The 16967-nt window shown below is 52.0% G+C and carries 13 protein-coding genes and 1 pseudogene; 9 read left to right on the forward strand and 5 right to left on the reverse strand.

Going from position 1 to position 16967, the window contains the following annotated elements; translation table 11 throughout:
* Nucleotides 1–89 precede the first annotated feature (89 nt).
* Nucleotides 90–344, reverse strand: a pseudogene (locus NQH49_RS11330) (IS3 family transposase); the annotation flags it as partial.
* A gap of 338 nt (nt 345–682) precedes the next feature.
* On the opposite strand from NQH49_RS11330, the gene NQH49_RS11335 reads away from it, so the two are divergent.
* The 7 genes from NQH49_RS11335 (at nt 683) to NQH49_RS11365 (ending at nt 10042) form a co-directional block, all read left to right on the forward strand.
* Nucleotides 683–1645: a helix-turn-helix transcriptional regulator gene (locus NQH49_RS11335; protein WP_256696681.1), complete on the forward strand. Its 963-nt coding sequence runs from the start codon at nt 683–685 to the stop codon at nt 1643–1645.
* Between the two features lie 3 nt (nt 1646–1648).
* Entirely contained in the window at nt 1649–2638 is a 990-nt protein-coding gene (locus NQH49_RS11340; RefSeq protein WP_256696682.1) for a dynamin family protein, read from the forward strand.
* 220 nt (nt 2639–2858) lie between these two features.
* A complete protein-coding gene (locus NQH49_RS11345) occupies nt 2859–4913 on the forward strand; it encodes a dynamin family protein (RefSeq protein ID WP_256696683.1) in 2055 nt (684 codons plus the stop codon).
* A 6-nt stretch (nt 4914–4919) separates the two neighbouring features.
* A complete protein-coding gene (locus NQH49_RS11350) occupies nt 4920–5789 on the forward strand; it encodes a hypothetical protein (protein ID WP_256696684.1) in 870 nt (289 codons plus the stop codon).
* A 13-nt stretch (nt 5790–5802) separates the two neighbouring features.
* Complete coding sequence (locus NQH49_RS11355) at nt 5803–9042, forward strand: ATP-binding protein (RefSeq protein ID WP_256696685.1); 3240 nt, start codon at nt 5803–5805, stop codon at nt 9040–9042.
* Nucleotides 9039–9641 (forward strand): HNH/ENDO VII family nuclease, encoded by a 603-nt coding sequence (locus NQH49_RS11360; RefSeq protein ID WP_256696686.1) that lies wholly within the window; start codon nt 9039–9041, stop codon nt 9639–9641. Before NQH49_RS11355 ends, NQH49_RS11360 begins: the two co-directional genes overlap by 4 nt.
* Complete coding sequence (locus NQH49_RS11365) at nt 9638–10042, forward strand: SMI1/KNR4 family protein (protein WP_256696687.1); 405 nt, start codon at nt 9638–9640, stop codon at nt 10040–10042. Before NQH49_RS11360 ends, NQH49_RS11365 begins: the two co-directional genes overlap by 4 nt.
* Nucleotides 10043–10369: 327 nt before the next feature.
* Here NQH49_RS11365 and NQH49_RS11370 read toward each other — a convergent pair whose 3' ends face one another.
* The gene (locus tag NQH49_RS11370) at nt 10370–11605 is read right to left on the reverse strand and encodes an MFS transporter (protein WP_179450519.1); all 1236 of its coding nucleotides are present in this window, start codon (nt 11603–11605) and stop codon (nt 10370–10372) included.
* Nucleotides 11606–11668: 63 nt separating this feature from the next.
* The gene (locus tag NQH49_RS11375; RefSeq protein WP_256696688.1) at nt 11669–12622 is read right to left on the reverse strand and encodes a sugar phosphate isomerase/epimerase family protein; all 954 of its coding nucleotides are present in this window, start codon (nt 12620–12622) and stop codon (nt 11669–11671) included.
* A 321-nt stretch (nt 12623–12943) separates the two neighbouring features.
* Between NQH49_RS11375 and NQH49_RS11380 the strand changes: the two genes are divergently transcribed.
* Nucleotides 12944–13825, forward strand: a complete 882-nt coding sequence (locus NQH49_RS11380) for an SIS domain-containing protein (RefSeq protein WP_256696689.1) — start codon at nt 12944–12946, stop codon at nt 13823–13825.
* Between the two features lie 11 nt (nt 13826–13836).
* A complete protein-coding gene (locus tag NQH49_RS11385) occupies nt 13837–14769 on the forward strand; it encodes a ribokinase (protein WP_256698420.1) in 933 nt (310 codons plus the stop codon).
* Nucleotides 14770–14844: 75 nt separating this feature from the next.
* Here the strand turns inward: NQH49_RS11385 and NQH49_RS11390 are convergent, their stop codons facing one another.
* Together NQH49_RS11390 and NQH49_RS11395 are read right to left on the reverse strand one after the other, a co-directional pair.
* The gene (locus NQH49_RS11390) at nt 14845–15825 is read right to left on the reverse strand and encodes a LacI family DNA-binding transcriptional regulator (protein WP_256696690.1); all 981 of its coding nucleotides are present in this window, start codon (nt 15823–15825) and stop codon (nt 14845–14847) included.
* Nucleotides 15826–15881: 56 nt separating this feature from the next.
* On the reverse strand, nt 15882–16955 hold the full coding sequence (locus tag NQH49_RS11395) for a sugar phosphate isomerase/epimerase family protein (protein WP_256696691.1): 1074 nt from the start codon (nt 16953–16955) through the stop codon (nt 15882–15884).
* Nucleotides 16956–16967 lie beyond the last annotated feature (12 nt).

Consider the following 16967-nt stretch of genomic DNA (forward strand, 5'->3'; position numbering starts at 1 on the left):
AATACCATGAAAAAAAACGTCACATTCCCCATTATGGCTATTGCCGCATTTAGTTAGTTCATTACACACAACACTATTGTCAGTGCCTAACGGTTAAAATCATTGATAACATTCAGCAGACGGACTGAGCAACCATCTGATAGCTGATCATGCATGAAGTCCATCGACCAGCATTCGTTGCTGCTTTCAGGCACCACCCGCGGTTCAGGTTTATCCCGTTTCAGTCGTTTTTTCAGCTTTATTCGCATGTTCAGCGACAACTCGTAGTAAATTCGGCACACCCTCTTGTGGTTGAACCGGAAGCCTTTTACGTTACTCAGGTATAAATAACACTGACCAAATCCTCAGTTGTGCTGACGACAAACAGCTTACAGACAAAACGCACGCTGACGCTTCGACTTCTGACCACGTGCTGTGCCATCTGCTTTCTACACCATGGCGTCACCACTTAAAAACCTATCAACGATTTTCTCTCTAACCTACCTATATTTTCCTTCCGTTCGCGTCAACATTTTTTGCTATCTCTTAACTGACTGTTATCAAAAGATTTTCAGATAAAAAGTCAAATCAAATCATCTTTCTATGTTTTTAACACACTGTTACTTATCAAGTTTATGTATAATTTGCCGTTAATCACTTCAGGGCAAAAAGTATATCGCTGCATTTATTGATCGTGTCAGGTGTGACACTCCCTGTCATTTCGCCATGGCAAGATGCCTGTGTTCAGGAAAAAAGGGACAGACAGTCAATGAGTAAACGAAATACACAGCTAGCACTTCGCATCGCGGATATTCTGACACGCTTGAATAATGGCGAGACGTTGCATCTGGCAAAACTGGCAGAACAGTATGATGTCTGCACGCGCACGATCCGGCGTGATATTGAAGAACGCCTGCAATTTCTTGAACTCCAGCGCGATGCAAATAATGGTGGCTATACGCTGTCACCGGAAATGCTGGGGCGTTTCGACAGCAACAGTATTGAGCGCTATTCCGGGCTGGCTGGGATTAAAGGCCTGTTTCCGGCACTCGATAAATCGATGCTGAATACCATTTTCCGCCCTTCCGGCCAGCATAATTTTCAGGTGCACGGTCATAAATATATCGACGATGACATGCACAGCGTTAATTTCCCGCGCCTGCAACGTGCGATTGACGAGCAGCGTATTGTGGGGTTTCGCTACCGTCGTAAAGATGCGTTACGCCACTATACCGTTGAACCTTATAAACTGATTAATTACAACGGCATCTGGTATCTCGCCGCTCGCCATGCTGAAAAAATCAAACACTTCACCCTCAGCAAAATCGCCACGCTGGAGTGTACTTTCGAACGCTTCAGCGCCGATGAGAATTTACGCCAGAACATTAATAAGGAAGAAAGCGTCTGGGCAAGTGAGGAGAAGTTCGAAGTGGTGCTGAAAGTCTCAGCGCAGGTAGCCGAATATTTTGAACGCCGTCAACTTTTAAATGAACAGGTCATCGAAAAGAAAATGGCCGATGGCGGTTTAATTATCTCCACGCGAATTTCCCATAAAACTGAAATAACGCCAGTAGTGCGCTACTGGATCCCACATCTGAAAATTATTGCGCCCCAGAGCTTACAAAATGAGCTGGCGCAGGAAATTAAAACTTGGCTGGATGAATAAAATATGTCCTCGTTGAAAATACGAATTATGCGCAAGAATAAAAAACAGCCGCCCCGTCATCTCGTGCGCACCTTACCCAAGGTGAATATAATTGTTGCCGCAACAATGAGCGCCGGGAAAACATCGCTGATCAATGCCCTCCTCGGCACGGATTTACTGTGGTCGGCGAATGAAGCGGCGACGGCAGCCATTACTCGTATTCAGCATGCCGGTCAGGATGAAAAGACCATGCGCGGCATCTGTTTTACCTGGGAGGGAAAGCGCTATCAGATGGCGGACGCCGTGGATAATCAGCTTCTGCACGCCTGGAACGACAGCCCGCTGGTGAAACATATTGAACTTAGCGGTTACGTGAAAGCCTTCAGCAAAAGCCGTTTTTTACCGGTCATTTACGACACGCCTGGCGCGAATAACAGCCAGGACACCAGCCATGCGCAACTGCTGAAAGAGGCGCTGGAAGGGTGTGATGACGGCATTGTTGTCTATGTGCTTAACGCCACCCAGCCCGCAACGCGGGATGATGCCCGTCTGCTGGGGGACATCAAACAGCATCTCGATGCCAGACCGGGTAAGCAGATTATCTTCGTACTAAATAAGGTCGACGAACTTGACGAAGATAAAGGTGAAACCACTGAACACGCCGTGCAGTCCGCCGCCCGCTACCTGGAACAAAATGGCTTTAGCGCGCCGGTCATCATTCCGGCAATGATGCAATGTGCCTTAGTGGCGAGAAAAATGCTCACCCGTCTGGGCACAACCCGTTCACAGACCCGCCATTTGCGTAACGAACTCGCACGTTTTCGTCTGAATAAACACGTTCTTAACAATGCCGCCCTGATCCCGCAACCGCTACGGGAAACATTGCGGCAGGAATTAACACAACGCGCGGTATCCACCGTCAGCAACGATGAGTTTTGCCGGAGCGAACTGCGCCAGTTTGCCGCCTACAGCGGCGTACGGACGCTGGAACTCTATCTGACACATTATCTTTGAAGAGCGCATCATGAATAAAATATATATCGAACATAACCCGTTTATTGTTGAAACCCGCTTTTTAATCAACGGTTCCGAACCTGCCGAAGGCTGCAAACTGTCAAGCTACAAAGAGTTGCGTCTTCAGCTTTGGGTAGAAACTCTTTTCGATGAACTTAGCCGTCTGCTTAACGGCGATCTGGCTTTTAATGTCGAATTCAAAGGCGTTGAATCCGATTATATGGATGTGCTGGAAGCGGCAGACGCCGCCCGCCAGAAAGGTATGACGATCGAACTGGAGCTGACCCGGGTTAAAGAGGTTCATCACCGCCTGAATGTGATTCAGGCAATGATGGAAGAAGCCCGCCAGAATCCGCAGTTTAACGACTACATCGAAAATAACGAAAAGGTCAGCCGCGGGTTCGAGGAGGCGTTTAACCGCGACTTCAACCTGTATGTTGTCGCCACCATGTCATCGGGTAAGTCCACATTAATTAACGCCATGCTCGGCCAGGATCTCCTGCCCGCCGCCAACGAAGCGACCACCGCCACCATCGCGCAGATAACCGACGACAAGATGCTGGGCACCTCCTTTATGGCGCGTCGTATCAGCAGCCACACGGGGCCAGGTGAAGAAATTCCGGTATCGTTAGAGTTGCTTAAAGAGTGGAACCAACTGGAGGACACCCACCAGATTGATCTGCGTGGCAACATTGTCTCGATGCAAGAGCGCGATAATGTGCGCCTGGTGCTAACCGACACCCCAGGGCCAAATAACAGCCAGGACGGCGAGCACGAACGTGTCACCATGAGCTACATCCAGGATTCGCAGCGCAATCCGCTGATCCTGTACGTGCTGAACGCTTCACAGCTGGGGATCAATGATGACCAGCACCTGCTTCGCCTAGTCGCGCAAACCATGATGCGTGGCGGCAAGCAGAGCAAAGATCGCTTTATTTTCGCCGTCAACAAGATGGATAACTTTGATCCTGAAAACGGGGAAAACGTCGGCGCGGCGCTGGAGCGGATCAAAACCTATTTGCAGAATAATGGCATTCAAAACCCGCAGGTTTACCCAATCTCGGCCAACCTGACGCGCCTGCTGCGTAAAAAACCCGATGCTCTCACCCGCAAAGAGCGCGGCGAGCTCAACACCATGACCGAGCTTTTCCTTGAAGAAGCCAGCATGAATCTACCCTCTTATATGCCGCTCACTTCACGCGTCAGCCGTGCGCTGGAGCAACGCAACCTGTCGCGCGCCCTTTACCGCAGCGGGCTGCCCGCCGTTGAGGTGATGATTGACGAATATATTGATAAATACACCTTCCCGAATCGCCTGAAACGGGCCTATGAGGCTCTCAATCAGGCGATAGAGAAAGGCATGCGTGAAGCCGAGCTCACCGAGCAACTGGATCAGGATGAACGCGCGCTCACGCACCTGAACGAACAAATCAGCCAGCTCGAACAAAAGCGCAAAGAAAGCGCAGATACCGACGTGTACAAGCAATCACTGCGCCAGAAAGGGAAAGAACTGCCGCTGCACATTGCTGCCGTGTTCACGCAAAAACTGGCGCAGGTGCTGGCAGCCAGCAAAGCACAAGGTAACGAATTCACAAAAGATTCGCAGCTCACACCAGCCGATGCGCAGCGCCGTCTGGATGCAGCAGAGCGCGACGCAAGTTTTCGTTTTAAAGAGCTGATCAATGCGTTCGAAGCCACATTCCAGACTGCGCAAACGTTAATTAAGGACGAGTTGCAGGTGGAGTATCGCCGCTATATCAGCGAGTTGTTCGGCGACACCCGCGAACTCAAGCTGCCATTGTTCCAGGGGCTGAAAGAAAGCATGGCGAACTTTTCGCTCAATTTGAGCCTAAACGCCAACAATATTAAAAGCCGGGAAGAACGTTATAACCCGCGCGAAGTTAGCGACTCATCGTGGTGGAACCCCTTCTCCTGGTTTAGTACCCGTACCGTCTGGGATTACCGCACGGTGGAATTTGTTGACATGTCCGAACTCTGGAATGAAAAACGCAGCCAAATTGAGGGCAACTTCAGAGATCTGATTGATGCGGCGCGGAAAAAAACCGAAACGGATAAAGACCGCTTAGTCGAAAGCTACATCGCATTTATCGAACGCGAATTTAACAGCAAATTCGACGCCTTGATCACCAGTCTGAAGGAGAAAATGAGCGACCAGCAAGCGCGTGAGAACGCCATTGCCCGGGCTCGTGCGCAAAAATCGTGGATCAGCGAATTTAAATCACGCCTCGACAACACATTGAGCCTGAAGGAGTAACCCCGCATGGAACAGAATTTTCACCACGCATTTTTGGCAGCGCTCAACAGTCCGCAGCGTGATTTTGCGCTGCTGAACGCCATGCTGGAGGAGTCTTACGCGGCGAAACCGGCGCTTTTCGACCCCCACCGGGAGGATAGCGTCTGTGAGGCCATCAACCACGACACCATCGACTGGAACAGCGGTTACTTTGCGTTGCAGGTCAGAAGCCTTGAGCACAACTTCTCGCTGGAACGAGCGCAGCATCTGATTGCCCTCAGCCAGTGGCTGACCGAGCACCAGCATGATGGCTTTCTCGCCCCCCCTGCCGCGCATAAGGACAACGGAAACAGAAACATGAACAACAATGAAACCACAACGTTTACGCCTGGCCAGAGCCTGCTTGCCGCGCTTGAGTCCGGCTCCCTCAACCGCCTGCGTTCAGCACTGGTTGCTGAACTGGAAAATAACCGACTGGATGCACAGACGGTTCGCCAGGCGATGAAATGGGCGGAATCTCGCGCATCCGGACTGTTTGCCGACTATGAAGAAAACACGCTGGCGCTCGGTTTCGAGGCCGATAAAAGCAAGTGGGATGTGGATTACTACAATCTTCAGTCCGCGTATCTGATGATGAACTTCTCACGGGATCGTTTTGAGCACCTGATGGACATCTACCAGGTATTGCGCGATCGCGCGGTTTCCGGCTTTGTCCACCAGCCGAAAGCCGCACCGCGCCCTGCAAGTGCCGCGACGGCATCGGCAGCACCGCGCAGCCCGACGCCTGCACCTGGCGCACCGGTGCGTCAGAGCGGTTCCACTTCGGCCCTGCGCGTTGCCGCGCTGGCAGGGGGTGCGCTCGCCGCGCTGGCGCTGCTGATTTTCGCGCTGCTTTAACGGAGCCATCACCATGAAAAAACCGATGATGCCGCTGCAAATTCAGGAGATGGAGCAGCGCGCGGCAGGTACGCTGGCGTCTGCCAACACGCTGATTAATCGTAGCTATCTGGCTGAGATGCGTCACTACCCGGTGCAGCCGCTTGAAGATTATCAGGGGGTGCCGATCCACCGCGCCGGTGATATCCGTCTGTTTCGCATCGAGCGTATAGTTCAGGAAAACAAGCAATCGGTGCTGGAGAGCACCACTGCCGCCTACACCGCATTAGGCGCGGCCGGGTATAGCGTTTTTTTGCTGCTGAAATCCGATGGCCGGGAAACCGATGTCTATATCGGCACGCGCGGCGCGCCAGGAAAAATGCTGGGACAAAACTCCGGTGAGCTGCTCAATGAGACATTCAAAGGGCATTTCCCCGGCAGCAAGTTGATTGCCCAGAATGCGCAACAAACCGCACTGTTACTGGATGGGGCGCTGGCACAAAAAGAAAACCCGTCATCTTCCGTCACCGCCGTAACGGGAGTGCCGTCGCTGGCAACAGAAGACAGCGAACATTTTATGCAGGGGCTGGAGCATTTTATTGATGCCGCCGAAAGCCGCGTTTATCAGGCCATTATCCTTGCAGAACCGGTTACGCCGCCTGAGCTGGATCGCATTCGCACCGGTTACGAAAAAGTCGCCACCCAGCTCTCGGTGCTGGCGAAGCGCCAGTACTCTTTTGGCGTGCAGGACAGTGACAGCGTAGGCCTGAGCATCAGTGAAGGGCTGAGTCAGTCTCTCGGTGAAAGTTTAGGCATGACGGTATCTCAGGGCACGTCTTTCACCCGTGGCACAAACCACTCCACAAGCGTTGGCACCTCAAGCAGCGAGTCCACCTCCGGGGTCATCGCTGATGTCATGGCGGGCTATAAAAATGGCAGCCAGATATCGCTCGGCGCGGCCTTTAAAGGTGTACTGAAGGGTGCGATCCTGAACCGAACCCACTCTGACAGCGTGAGCGAAAACACCACCACTGGCACGTCGGAAACCTATGGCAGCAACACGTCCGAAAGCGAATCGCGCACGCTGAACCGCAACGATACCACTACCCGCACTGATGGCCAGACCGTCAATAAAACGACCGGCAGCAGCCAGCAGATTTCGCTGGAGGTACATGACAAAACCATCGAGAACCTGCTGGCAAAAATCGATCACCATCTGGAACGTGTAAATGAAGCGCGAACCTACGGGGGTTGGCAAACTGCCGCCTATTTTATTGGTGACAGCACCGCCTCATCAGAATCGCTGGCCAGTATTTTCCTAGGGTTAATGCGTGGGACGCGCTCAAGCACGGAGGATTTTGCTTTAACCACCTGGAACTCACAAAGCAAACGCCCCATTCTTGACTGGCTGTCGGTACTGGCTCATCCACTGCTGAAACCCACTATTGCCCCGGTGCTGGCTATCGACTGGCTCACCCCGGCAACGCTGGTTTCGGGTAAAGAGATGGCCATTCAGTTGAGCCTGCCGCGTCGTTCAACCTCCAGCGTCGCGGTACTGCACACCCAGTCATTCGGGCGCAAAGTCCTGCATCTCGACGGGCCGGAACCTGACGGACAACAGACCCGCGCACTGCGGCTCGGCCAGATGCGTCATTTGTGGAACGATCTGGATATGCCCATCGATCTGGATGTGGACAGGCTCACCAGCCATGTGTTTATCACCGGCTCCACCGGCGCAGGCAAAAGCAACACCATTTACGCGTTGCTGGAACAACTGGGTCAGCACAATGTGCCATTTTTGGTTATAGAACCCGCGAAAGGTGAATATAAGCAAGTCTTTGGTCATCGTGATGATGTCTCGGTCTTTGGAACGAATGCGCGCTTTTCGCCGCTGTTGCGTATTAATCCGTTCCGTTTTCCTGAAACCACCCACGTTTTTGAGCATATTGACCGCCTGGTTGATGTCTTCTCCATGTGCTGGCCGATGTATGCGGCCATGCCAGCTGTATTAAAAGATGCCATTCTGCAAGCCTACACCGTGTGCGGCTGGGATCTGGTAACGTCGGAAAACCACTGGCACCCCGCCACCCTTTTTCCGACCTTTGCCGATCTCCAGGAGCAACTTCGTCAGGTCATTGAACAATCGGAGTGGTCGCAGGAGGTGAAAAGCAACTACATCGGCTCGCTGGTGACCCGCGTCAACTCACTGACCAATGGCCTGAATGGACAAATATTTAGCGGTGAGGAGATAGATAACAGCCTCCTTTTTGACAGTAATACCATTATCGACTTAAGCCGTATCGGCTCTCAGGAAACCCGATCGTTTATTACCGGTATTCTGGTGATCCGCCTCAGCGAGCATCGTGCCGCAATGAGCGGGATGAACCAGGCTCTACGCCATGTGACCGTGCTTGAGGAGGCCCATCACCTGCTGAAGCGCAGCGGCGGCAACGCTGGCGCAGAAGGCGCGGATATCACGGGTAAAGCCGTGGAAATGCTCGCGAATGCCATTGCCGAAATGCGCACCTGGGGCGAGGGTTTTATCATTGCCGATCAGTCACCTGCGGCAGTGGACATGGCCGCCATCCGCAACACTAATACGAAAATCATCATGCGTCTGCCGGAAGATATGGATCGCCGCACTGCCGGAAAATCAGCGGCTCTGAGCGATGAACAACTTGATGAACTGGCGCGCCTGCCACGCGGCGTCGCAGTGGTGTATCAGAACGACTGGCTGGAGCCCGTGCTGTGCAGAGTCAGGAAGTTTGAGTCCCCGGCCGAGCCATGGCAGTACAAACCCACGGCAGCGCCGGTTGCCACAAACCCGCAGGCCTGGACGCCGCTGTTAAGCTGGTTGCTCAGTCACCGTCTGGCTGATCCGGTCGACATCACGGCGCAACAACTGGTCGAGCAGGTCGATACACTGATGCTGTCGACGCGTAACAAAATCCTGCTGCGTTCGTTAATTGCCGAGTTCGCGACCCATCGTACCCTGCGTATTCAACGTGAAGATCAGTTCCGCCAGCTTGCCAGCACCATTACCGGGTTACTCGATTTTCGTCGCGAGATGATGTACCGGCTCAGCCAGTGCAGCGACTTCAGCACTGTGAGTAATACGCTTGATAGCCTGGTGACCCGACGCACCGGTGAGTTACCCGCAGCGCTGCGCATTGCAGTACAACAGTGCCTGATGAAAGACGTTTCGGGGGAATCAGAAACATGGCTGAAGACCTACGCCGGGTGGCGTAAACACGTACAGGAAACCCTGCAATGAGCGAAATGCTGGTTTTAGAAACGACCCTTGAGATCGTGGGTGAGCACGAAGGGCTGACTGAACTCACTAGAGATATCGATATTATCGACATTGACATTGATAAGCTGGATGAGCCACTGAAGACGGTTGATACGCCGCTGACTGAACTGAGTGACGAGATGCGTGAGACGCTGCGTGATAACGGCTACAGTGAAGACGTCATTGAACGCATCGGCAGCGAGCAGGAAGCGCAGATTTACCTTGATGCCGGGCTGGAGTGTGAATCAGTCAACGGGAAAGATGTGCTGGTGCAACCGGATATCAACCCCGACCAGGTGGATGAACTGGGCAGAACGAATCTTGAGCGAATGGAAAAAGGTCTGCCGCCGCAGGATGCCGACGGCAAACCTTATCAGCTTCACCATATCGGACAAAATGCAGATTCACCGTTAGCTGAGCTGACGCAAAGCGAACATATGGGCGGTGGTAATAATAAAATCCTCCATGATGTCACCAAAGAGTCGGAAATTGATCGCGGTGATTTCAAAACGGAACGCATCGACCACTGGAAACAGCGTGCAGAAGATATTAAAAATCAACGCAGCGAGGCCGCAGCATGAAACAACTGAAAACGTTTATCGAACAACATGATGTGATTACCTGCCCGGTTGACACGGCAACGATCAACGCCGCGGAAAAGGCGCTTCATATTACCTTCACCCCGGACTATAAAGCCTGGCTGGAAAACGTCGGGTTCCTCTCTTATGAAGCCACCGAAGTGTGCGGACTGGGGGTGAAGGAGACCGCGTGGTTGAACATTCTGCGCTCGACCGCGGAGTTACGTCAGCAACATCCTGACTTCCCGGCCTGCGCGGTTCCGCTAATGGATGCGGAGGATGGTCACTATTATCTCTATGACAACGCCACCGGCAACACTGTGCGCTGGTCGCCGCTGTCTGGCGTGCGCGAAACCCTGAACGTCTCATTGGAAACCTTCGTGCTACAACAAATCGAGCAATAAAACACGACTGTTGCGTCCCCTGCCATTACAAGGGGCGCAACATTATCGGTTTAACAAGGCCGAACTAAGCTCTCATTCACTCAACATGCAACGTATAGCTAGCAGCTACCATGACAGGTCTTCAGCCTAAATAGCAGGCCTTGGACTGTCAGGCATCATTTTTGCCAAAATGAGTATAGCATTGAGTACAATTTTATTTAACTTAAAAAATAGCATTTAATATCAACAAAATAATATAAAAATCACCGTTCAACGTCTAAACTGTTGATCCCAATAAAAAGCCCAGTTTATTAACTGGGCTTTTTTTATAACAAAATCTCACGTCTGTCAGGCGGCTTTATCCGTCATCGCTACCCGCGCATCCAGTTCTTCAGGCGTTTTGAGGAATGGCGTCAGTACGCCGCTCAGCACATAAAGCCCGGCATAAATCCCCAGCACCCCGCCCGCACCCAGTGATGAATAGAACAGCGCAGTGATGGCAGGTGCGATAAATGCGCCCAGACCTGCGCCCAGATTCAGCACCGACATCGCCGCGCCCTTGCTGTCCGGGGCCAGTAACGGGAACAACGCCGACAGCGGCACATAGCCCGCCATGGTAATGCCGCACAGGCACAGCACGAACGCCATCACATAGAAGTTATGGCCCAGCACCTGCGGCACCGCCCAAACCAGAATCAGCACCGCGGCATAGCCAAAGCCGCCGACCCACATAATGGTGGTACGCCAGCCAAACTTATCGCCGAAGAAGCCAAAGAACAGGTTGGCGAAAATCGCCACCAGGAACACCGCCGACCACATATGCAGCCATTCAGTTTTGCTGTAACCGAAACTGATCAGATACAGCGGCAGGAAGGTGGCTAAACCATATTGCGCGATACCGTTGACCGATTTCACCACCAATCCCATGGCAATAACCGGGCGCTGCAAAATGGTGATGCCTTTAATTAACTCCGCCGCACTGAAGGGATGAATTTCAGATGCCGGCACCACGTCACGGTTCACCCAAATGCCTAACACTGAGCCCACCACCACAAACACCATGCCGATCCACAGCACATGAATTTCGCCCATCACCGGCAATGCCAGCGAGGAGAAGAACGGACCGATGACGCTTAAACCCAGCGAGAAGGTAAACCAGAACCAACCCACTGCGGTAGAACGGCGCTCCACCGGCGTGCTGTAGTTAATCCAGATGAGAAACGAGTAGGCAAACAGCGGATAACCGATGCCGCGAATGGCATAAAACGGCAGCATCCAGGCCATGTGCATGGTCTTGAGGCCAATGCCGATAAACCCGATGCTACCGATGACGAAGGTGATCAGCCCATACACCATCACTTTGCGCGGGCCGAGGGTTTGCACCAGCACGCCGGTAACCCAGGCCGCCAGCGTCACCGTGACACCGTATGCGGTGATCAGATAAGAGGCCTGCGCGACAGACAGCCCTTTATCCACCAGCCAGATGGCAATCCACGCTTGTTCTACACCATCACCGATCATAAATATCGCGAGGCCGATATAGCCCCAAAGCAAGTTTTTAGGCAAACCTATTTTATCGAACATAGTTTCCCCCAGTGTCAGACACTGACTGGTCGTAGTGAATAGAGGTAAGTTTTGATTTTGTTTTTATTCAGCGATGATTTTCATCAGCATGCCCTGCACTTTCAGCGCATCCTGGCTTTTAATCAGCTGATCGATCTCATCAATGCTCAGTCGGTCGATAAAGCTGGAGAGCGCTTTATACATGCGAATATTTTGCGCGCATTCGGCAACCGGATCTTCACGGCTTGGGAAGGTATCGAAATAGATCAGGCCGCTAAAGTTAACGCGTTTTGCGTAATAGATGTATTCCAGCGTCTGCATCAGATGCACGGAACCCAGCATCAACCCATCATCAAAATGGCCATAACCATCATTCAAGTGGAAACCCACCAGACGGTTTTTACGTGCAGACTGGAACAGCGAGAAAGCGGGATTCTCTTTCTTCATGATCATGTGGCAGAAATCGAGGGTAATACCGAGATTATCGGAGCCCACGTCATCAATCAGCATCAGCGTTGAAGAGACATCGCCAATAAAGGAGAAGGTGCGCGGCTCATACGGCTTGTATTCAAAGCTGAATTGCATATCCGCGTGGGCCTGCGTCACGGTCCGTAGTGCGCTGACCAGCCACTCATAGGCGCGGAAATAATCCTGCTGGAACGGATAATCGTAACCATCGTAGCCAAACCACAGCGTGACGGTATTGCCGCCAAGGTATTTGCACATCTCTGCGGCTTCAAGGGTAATGTCAATTGCTTTTTTACGCAGTGCGGCATCCGGATTGGTGAATTCACCGTTAATGAACTCTTTGTCATAACGCAATGCGATGCCACCGACCTGCAAATTGTTATCGGCGATGGTCTGCTTGATAAGCGCTTTATCCTGACCAATAAAATGTTCCGGATAATTCAGCTCAATATGCGTCAAGCCCGCAACGGTACCCATACGCGTAATAAGATCGCAAGTATCCATTTTGTTCTTCGCCGCAAACAGATCGGCTCTGGAGCGAAATGAATTTATACGTGATGAGAATTTCATTTTTAAATTACCTTTAATGGGATTTCCACTTTCTTATAAATGAGAATAGTCATCAGGTAAATGCGGTGAGATAAATACTACCGTTAATAAAATAAATGATAACTTTGTAATAGTGAAATTTTACTGTGAGTAAAATCATTACATTACAATAGGTTAAATACCCATTTTACCGTAAGTAAAATAACACCCGCAAATGTGAACCTTTTATTTTACTACCAGTAAAATTCATCAGTAAAACGTTTTACAGCATGTGATCCAGTTAACACTTTTCCCCTAATCACCATGCTAGCTTAGCGACAACGTTTTTATTGAGTGCTCAACATGCATAACCGACTTAAAGGTAATGAGATATTCCTGCTGGCTCGCACGCTTGCACCTGAGCTGGGAAAAAAGGAACGTTCTATTGCACGTTTTATTGATGATAATCCGCAGTCATTATCTAAAATGTGTATCACTGATATTGCGAATTATCTGAATGTCAGCGTATCGAGCATTACTAAAGTATCGAAGAAACTCGGCTTTACCGGTTTTCACGATCTGAAAATCAATATCGCCCGACAAGTCAGCACGCAGGAAGAGATTATCGATATTCCGGTGATCCCGGATTCAGAGAAATACGTTGAGCAGGTGATTGAAAGCACCTTTTTAAATTCGGTGCTGGCGCTGCAGGATTCCCTGAGCGTGATTAACAGTGCCGTGATCAAAGCGGTGGCCTATCTGTTTATTAATAAGCCAGAAAGCGCGCGCATTTTTATTGCTGGATGCGGTGGCTCAGGCTCAATCTGTGATGACTTCAATCATAAGCTGCTGAAAATCGGCATCTTCTCGTCGGTTTTCAGTGACAGCCACAAGCAATTGATGACTGCCTCATTGATGCAACCCGGCGATATCTTGTTGGCGATTTCCCACTCCGGCCAAACCACAGACATTATCCAGATGGTAAAAGCGGCGAATGAGAACGGCGCAGAAACCATCTGCCTGACCAATTATCCCAACAGCCCACTGAGTTTAATTGCCAGGCACTCGATTATCTCCTCGGTGAAAAACAATCCGATTACCGGAGAAAACGCCACCACGCGCATTGTGCATCTGAATATTCTCGATGCCATTTTTACCATTATCGCCAGCAAGACCAGCGAAAAAAGTCAGACCAGTTTACACAACACCAGAAATGCGGTTGCGTCCAAACGCACCGCCAATTAAGGGCCGAAATGATGAAACATAATATTGTTGTTATTGGCAGTCTTAACTACGACATTCTTGTCCAGCAGGATCGCCTGCCGGAGATTGGGGAGACGTTTACCGGCAACGAGTTAATGCTAATGCCGGGCGGAAAAGGAGCAAACCAGGCGGTTCAGTGCGCCAAGCTGGGCTTGAACGTCAATATGGTGGGCTGCGTGGGCAATGATATTTATGGCAGTGAGCTCATAAAATCGCTGAATGAAAACGGCGTATCGGTGGATAACATTAGCCAACGCGGAAAAACCTCCGGTATTGGCATCGTGCAGATTCTGGAATCCGGTGATTACTGCAGCACCATTATTAAGGGCGCAAACTACCTGATAACCGAATCTGATATTCACGATGGGTTATTCAGCGATCGGCCACTGTTAATCCTGCAGTCGGAGATTCCCGACCATGTGGTTGAACGTGCCATCAGCGTAGCGCGCCGTCACGATTGCCAGATTTTGCTTAACAACGCGCCAGCACGCGAAATCTCTGCGCAGGCGCTGAGCCAGGTTGATTTTCTGGTGGTGAATGAGACCGAAGCCAGCTTTATGAGCAAAACTTCCGTCACGTCGGTCAAGGAAGCGATGGCCTGTGCGGCAGCGTTACAGCAGAAGGTGAATGGCCGGGTGATTATTACGCTGGGCGAGAAAGGCGCGGTGTTATCCGGTGATGCCGGTGCCAGACATTATCCCGCTGTGTTCTGCCCGGATGTGGTGGATACCACCGGCGCAGGCGATTCCTTTATTGGCGGCATCGCCTATTGCCTGGTGAATAACATCGCTCTGGAAGAAGCGATTCCTTTCGCTGCTGAAATCAGCTCCTGCTCAATCCAGAAATATGGCGGCCAGAGTTCTTTCCCGATGCTGCCTGATGTGGCACACGCGCTGACGCAAAACCGCCAGCGGCTGTTTGGGTAAACTGGAAATCCGTGAAGCATTAGTACGTCTCTATCGCCCTCTTAGGCTGTATTAAATCCTTCCGCAAGCAACCGCTCAAGTACTGGCACGCACCACAAAGTGCCAGTCCATCATAATGCGTTGAGCCGGCGAATCAGGTTGGTCGATCTTATTCAGCAGCAAATCGAACGCTTCGCGCCCCATATCGCGCGACGGCTGCGCCAGCGTGCTCAGTGGCGGCGTGACCATTTCGGCGAGGTCGGTGCCATCAAATCCGGTCACCGCAATATCCTGCGGTACGCGCAGTCCGGCGGCGTGAATCGCTGAGAGCGCGCCCGCCGCTAAGGTATCCGACACCGCGAACACGGCATCGGGACGCTCGGGCGCTGCCAGCAAGGTTTCCATCGCCTGTTTACCGGCATTAAAACTCAGATCGTTGGCGTACGTGATGGCCTGCCAGCTGCGCGCTTCCTGCCTAAGCTGCTGCTGATATCCCGCCTGCCGCAGCTGCGCATACTTATAGCTGAGATCGTGGTTGATTAGCGCAATACGCTGTCGTCCCCTGCCCGCCAGATAGGCCACTACGTGTTTTGATGCCTGCACATCATCAATGCCGACGCAGGAGACATCCCCGGCATCAGCGTATTCCGCGCATTGCACCCACGGCGTTTCGCCAATCAGCTGCGCCAGTTCTGGCAACTTACTGAACGCATCCATAGTGATAATGCCATCCACCATTTTACCGGCCAGCAATTGCAGACTGGAGCGGGAGCGCTCGAGGTCTGAGCCAGAATTACACAACAGAATGCGATAGCGGTTCTGTTCCGCCTGCTCCTCAATGCCTTTCACCAACTCGGCGCAGAAGGGATTGGAGATATCCGACACCATAACGAGAATCATTGAGCTACGTGCAGTGCGCAACTGACGCGCTAACAAGTTTGGCTGGTAATTACTCGCTTTAATGGCTTGCAGGACTTTCTCACGATTCTGCGCTTTTACCGTGTCGCTGTTATTCAGCACCCGTGAAACTGTCGCCACAGAAACGCCCGCTAAGCGGGCGATTTTTTGGATGGACATGCTTGAACTCTTGCTCAGTCAGATACTACGGAGGCTACCATAAATCCGCGCCCACCTTAATCATGCGACTCTGCCGCGCTCAAGCCCAGCTGCACGCGGATGCTGGCCGCTTGCTGTGGTTGTGCGGCGAAGTCATCGAATGCCCGATCGGCTACCGGAATGATGTGGCGACGGATGAACTCAGCGCCCTCGCGCGCGCCGGTTTCCGCCTCTTTCAAACAACATTCCCACTCCAGCACCGCCCAGCCGTCATAATCGTACTGCGCCAGCTTGCTGAAAATAGCCGGGAAATCAATTTGTCCGTCACCGGGTGAGCGAAAGCGACCAGCACGATCTATCCAGCGCTGATAACCGCCATACACGCCGCTGCGCCCGTTCGGCAGATACTCGGCATCTTTAACGTGAAATGCCTTAATGCGCTGATGGTAGATATCGATGAACTGCAGATAGTCGATATGCTGCAAGTGCAAGTGACTGGGATCGAACAAGATGGTGCAGCGCGGATGATTATTCACCAACGCCAGGAAGCGTTCAAACGTCACGCCATCATGCAGATCCTCACCCGGATGGATCTCGTAACACACATCAATGCCGTAGCGGTCAAACTCGTCGAGCACCGGCAACCAGCGCCGTGCCAGCTCTGAGAAAGCTTCATTCAGTAGCTGAGGATTGTGCGGCGGCCACGGATAGACATACGGCCAGGCCAGCGAACCGGAGAAGGTGGCGTGGGCCTGCAATCCCAGCCTGGCCGACGCGGCTGCCGCCAGCTTCACCGTCTGAATCGCCCATGCGGTGCGCTTTTCCTTGTCACCGCGTAAAGCGGCGGGTGCGAAGCCATCGAAGGCGACATCATGCGCTGGGTGGACAGCAATCAGCTGGCCTTCCAGGTGCGTCGATAATTCACTGATCTGCAAGCCGTAGTTCGCCAGTAAACCTGTCACTTCGTCGCAATAGGTTTGACTGGTTGCGGCGCGCGACAGATCAAAAATCTGCGGATGATTACAGGGCATTTGTAGCGCTTTATAACCGAGCGCAGAAGCCCATTGCGCCAGCCCTTCCAGCGAATTAAACGGTGGCTGCGGGCCAATAAACTGCGCGAGAAAAATTCCAGGTCCTTTTACCGTTTTCACGTACACCTCCAG

It is taken from the genome of Pantoea trifolii (genome assembly GCF_024506435.1).
Lineage (GTDB): Bacteria > Pseudomonadota > Gammaproteobacteria > Enterobacterales > Enterobacteriaceae > Pantoea > Pantoea trifolii.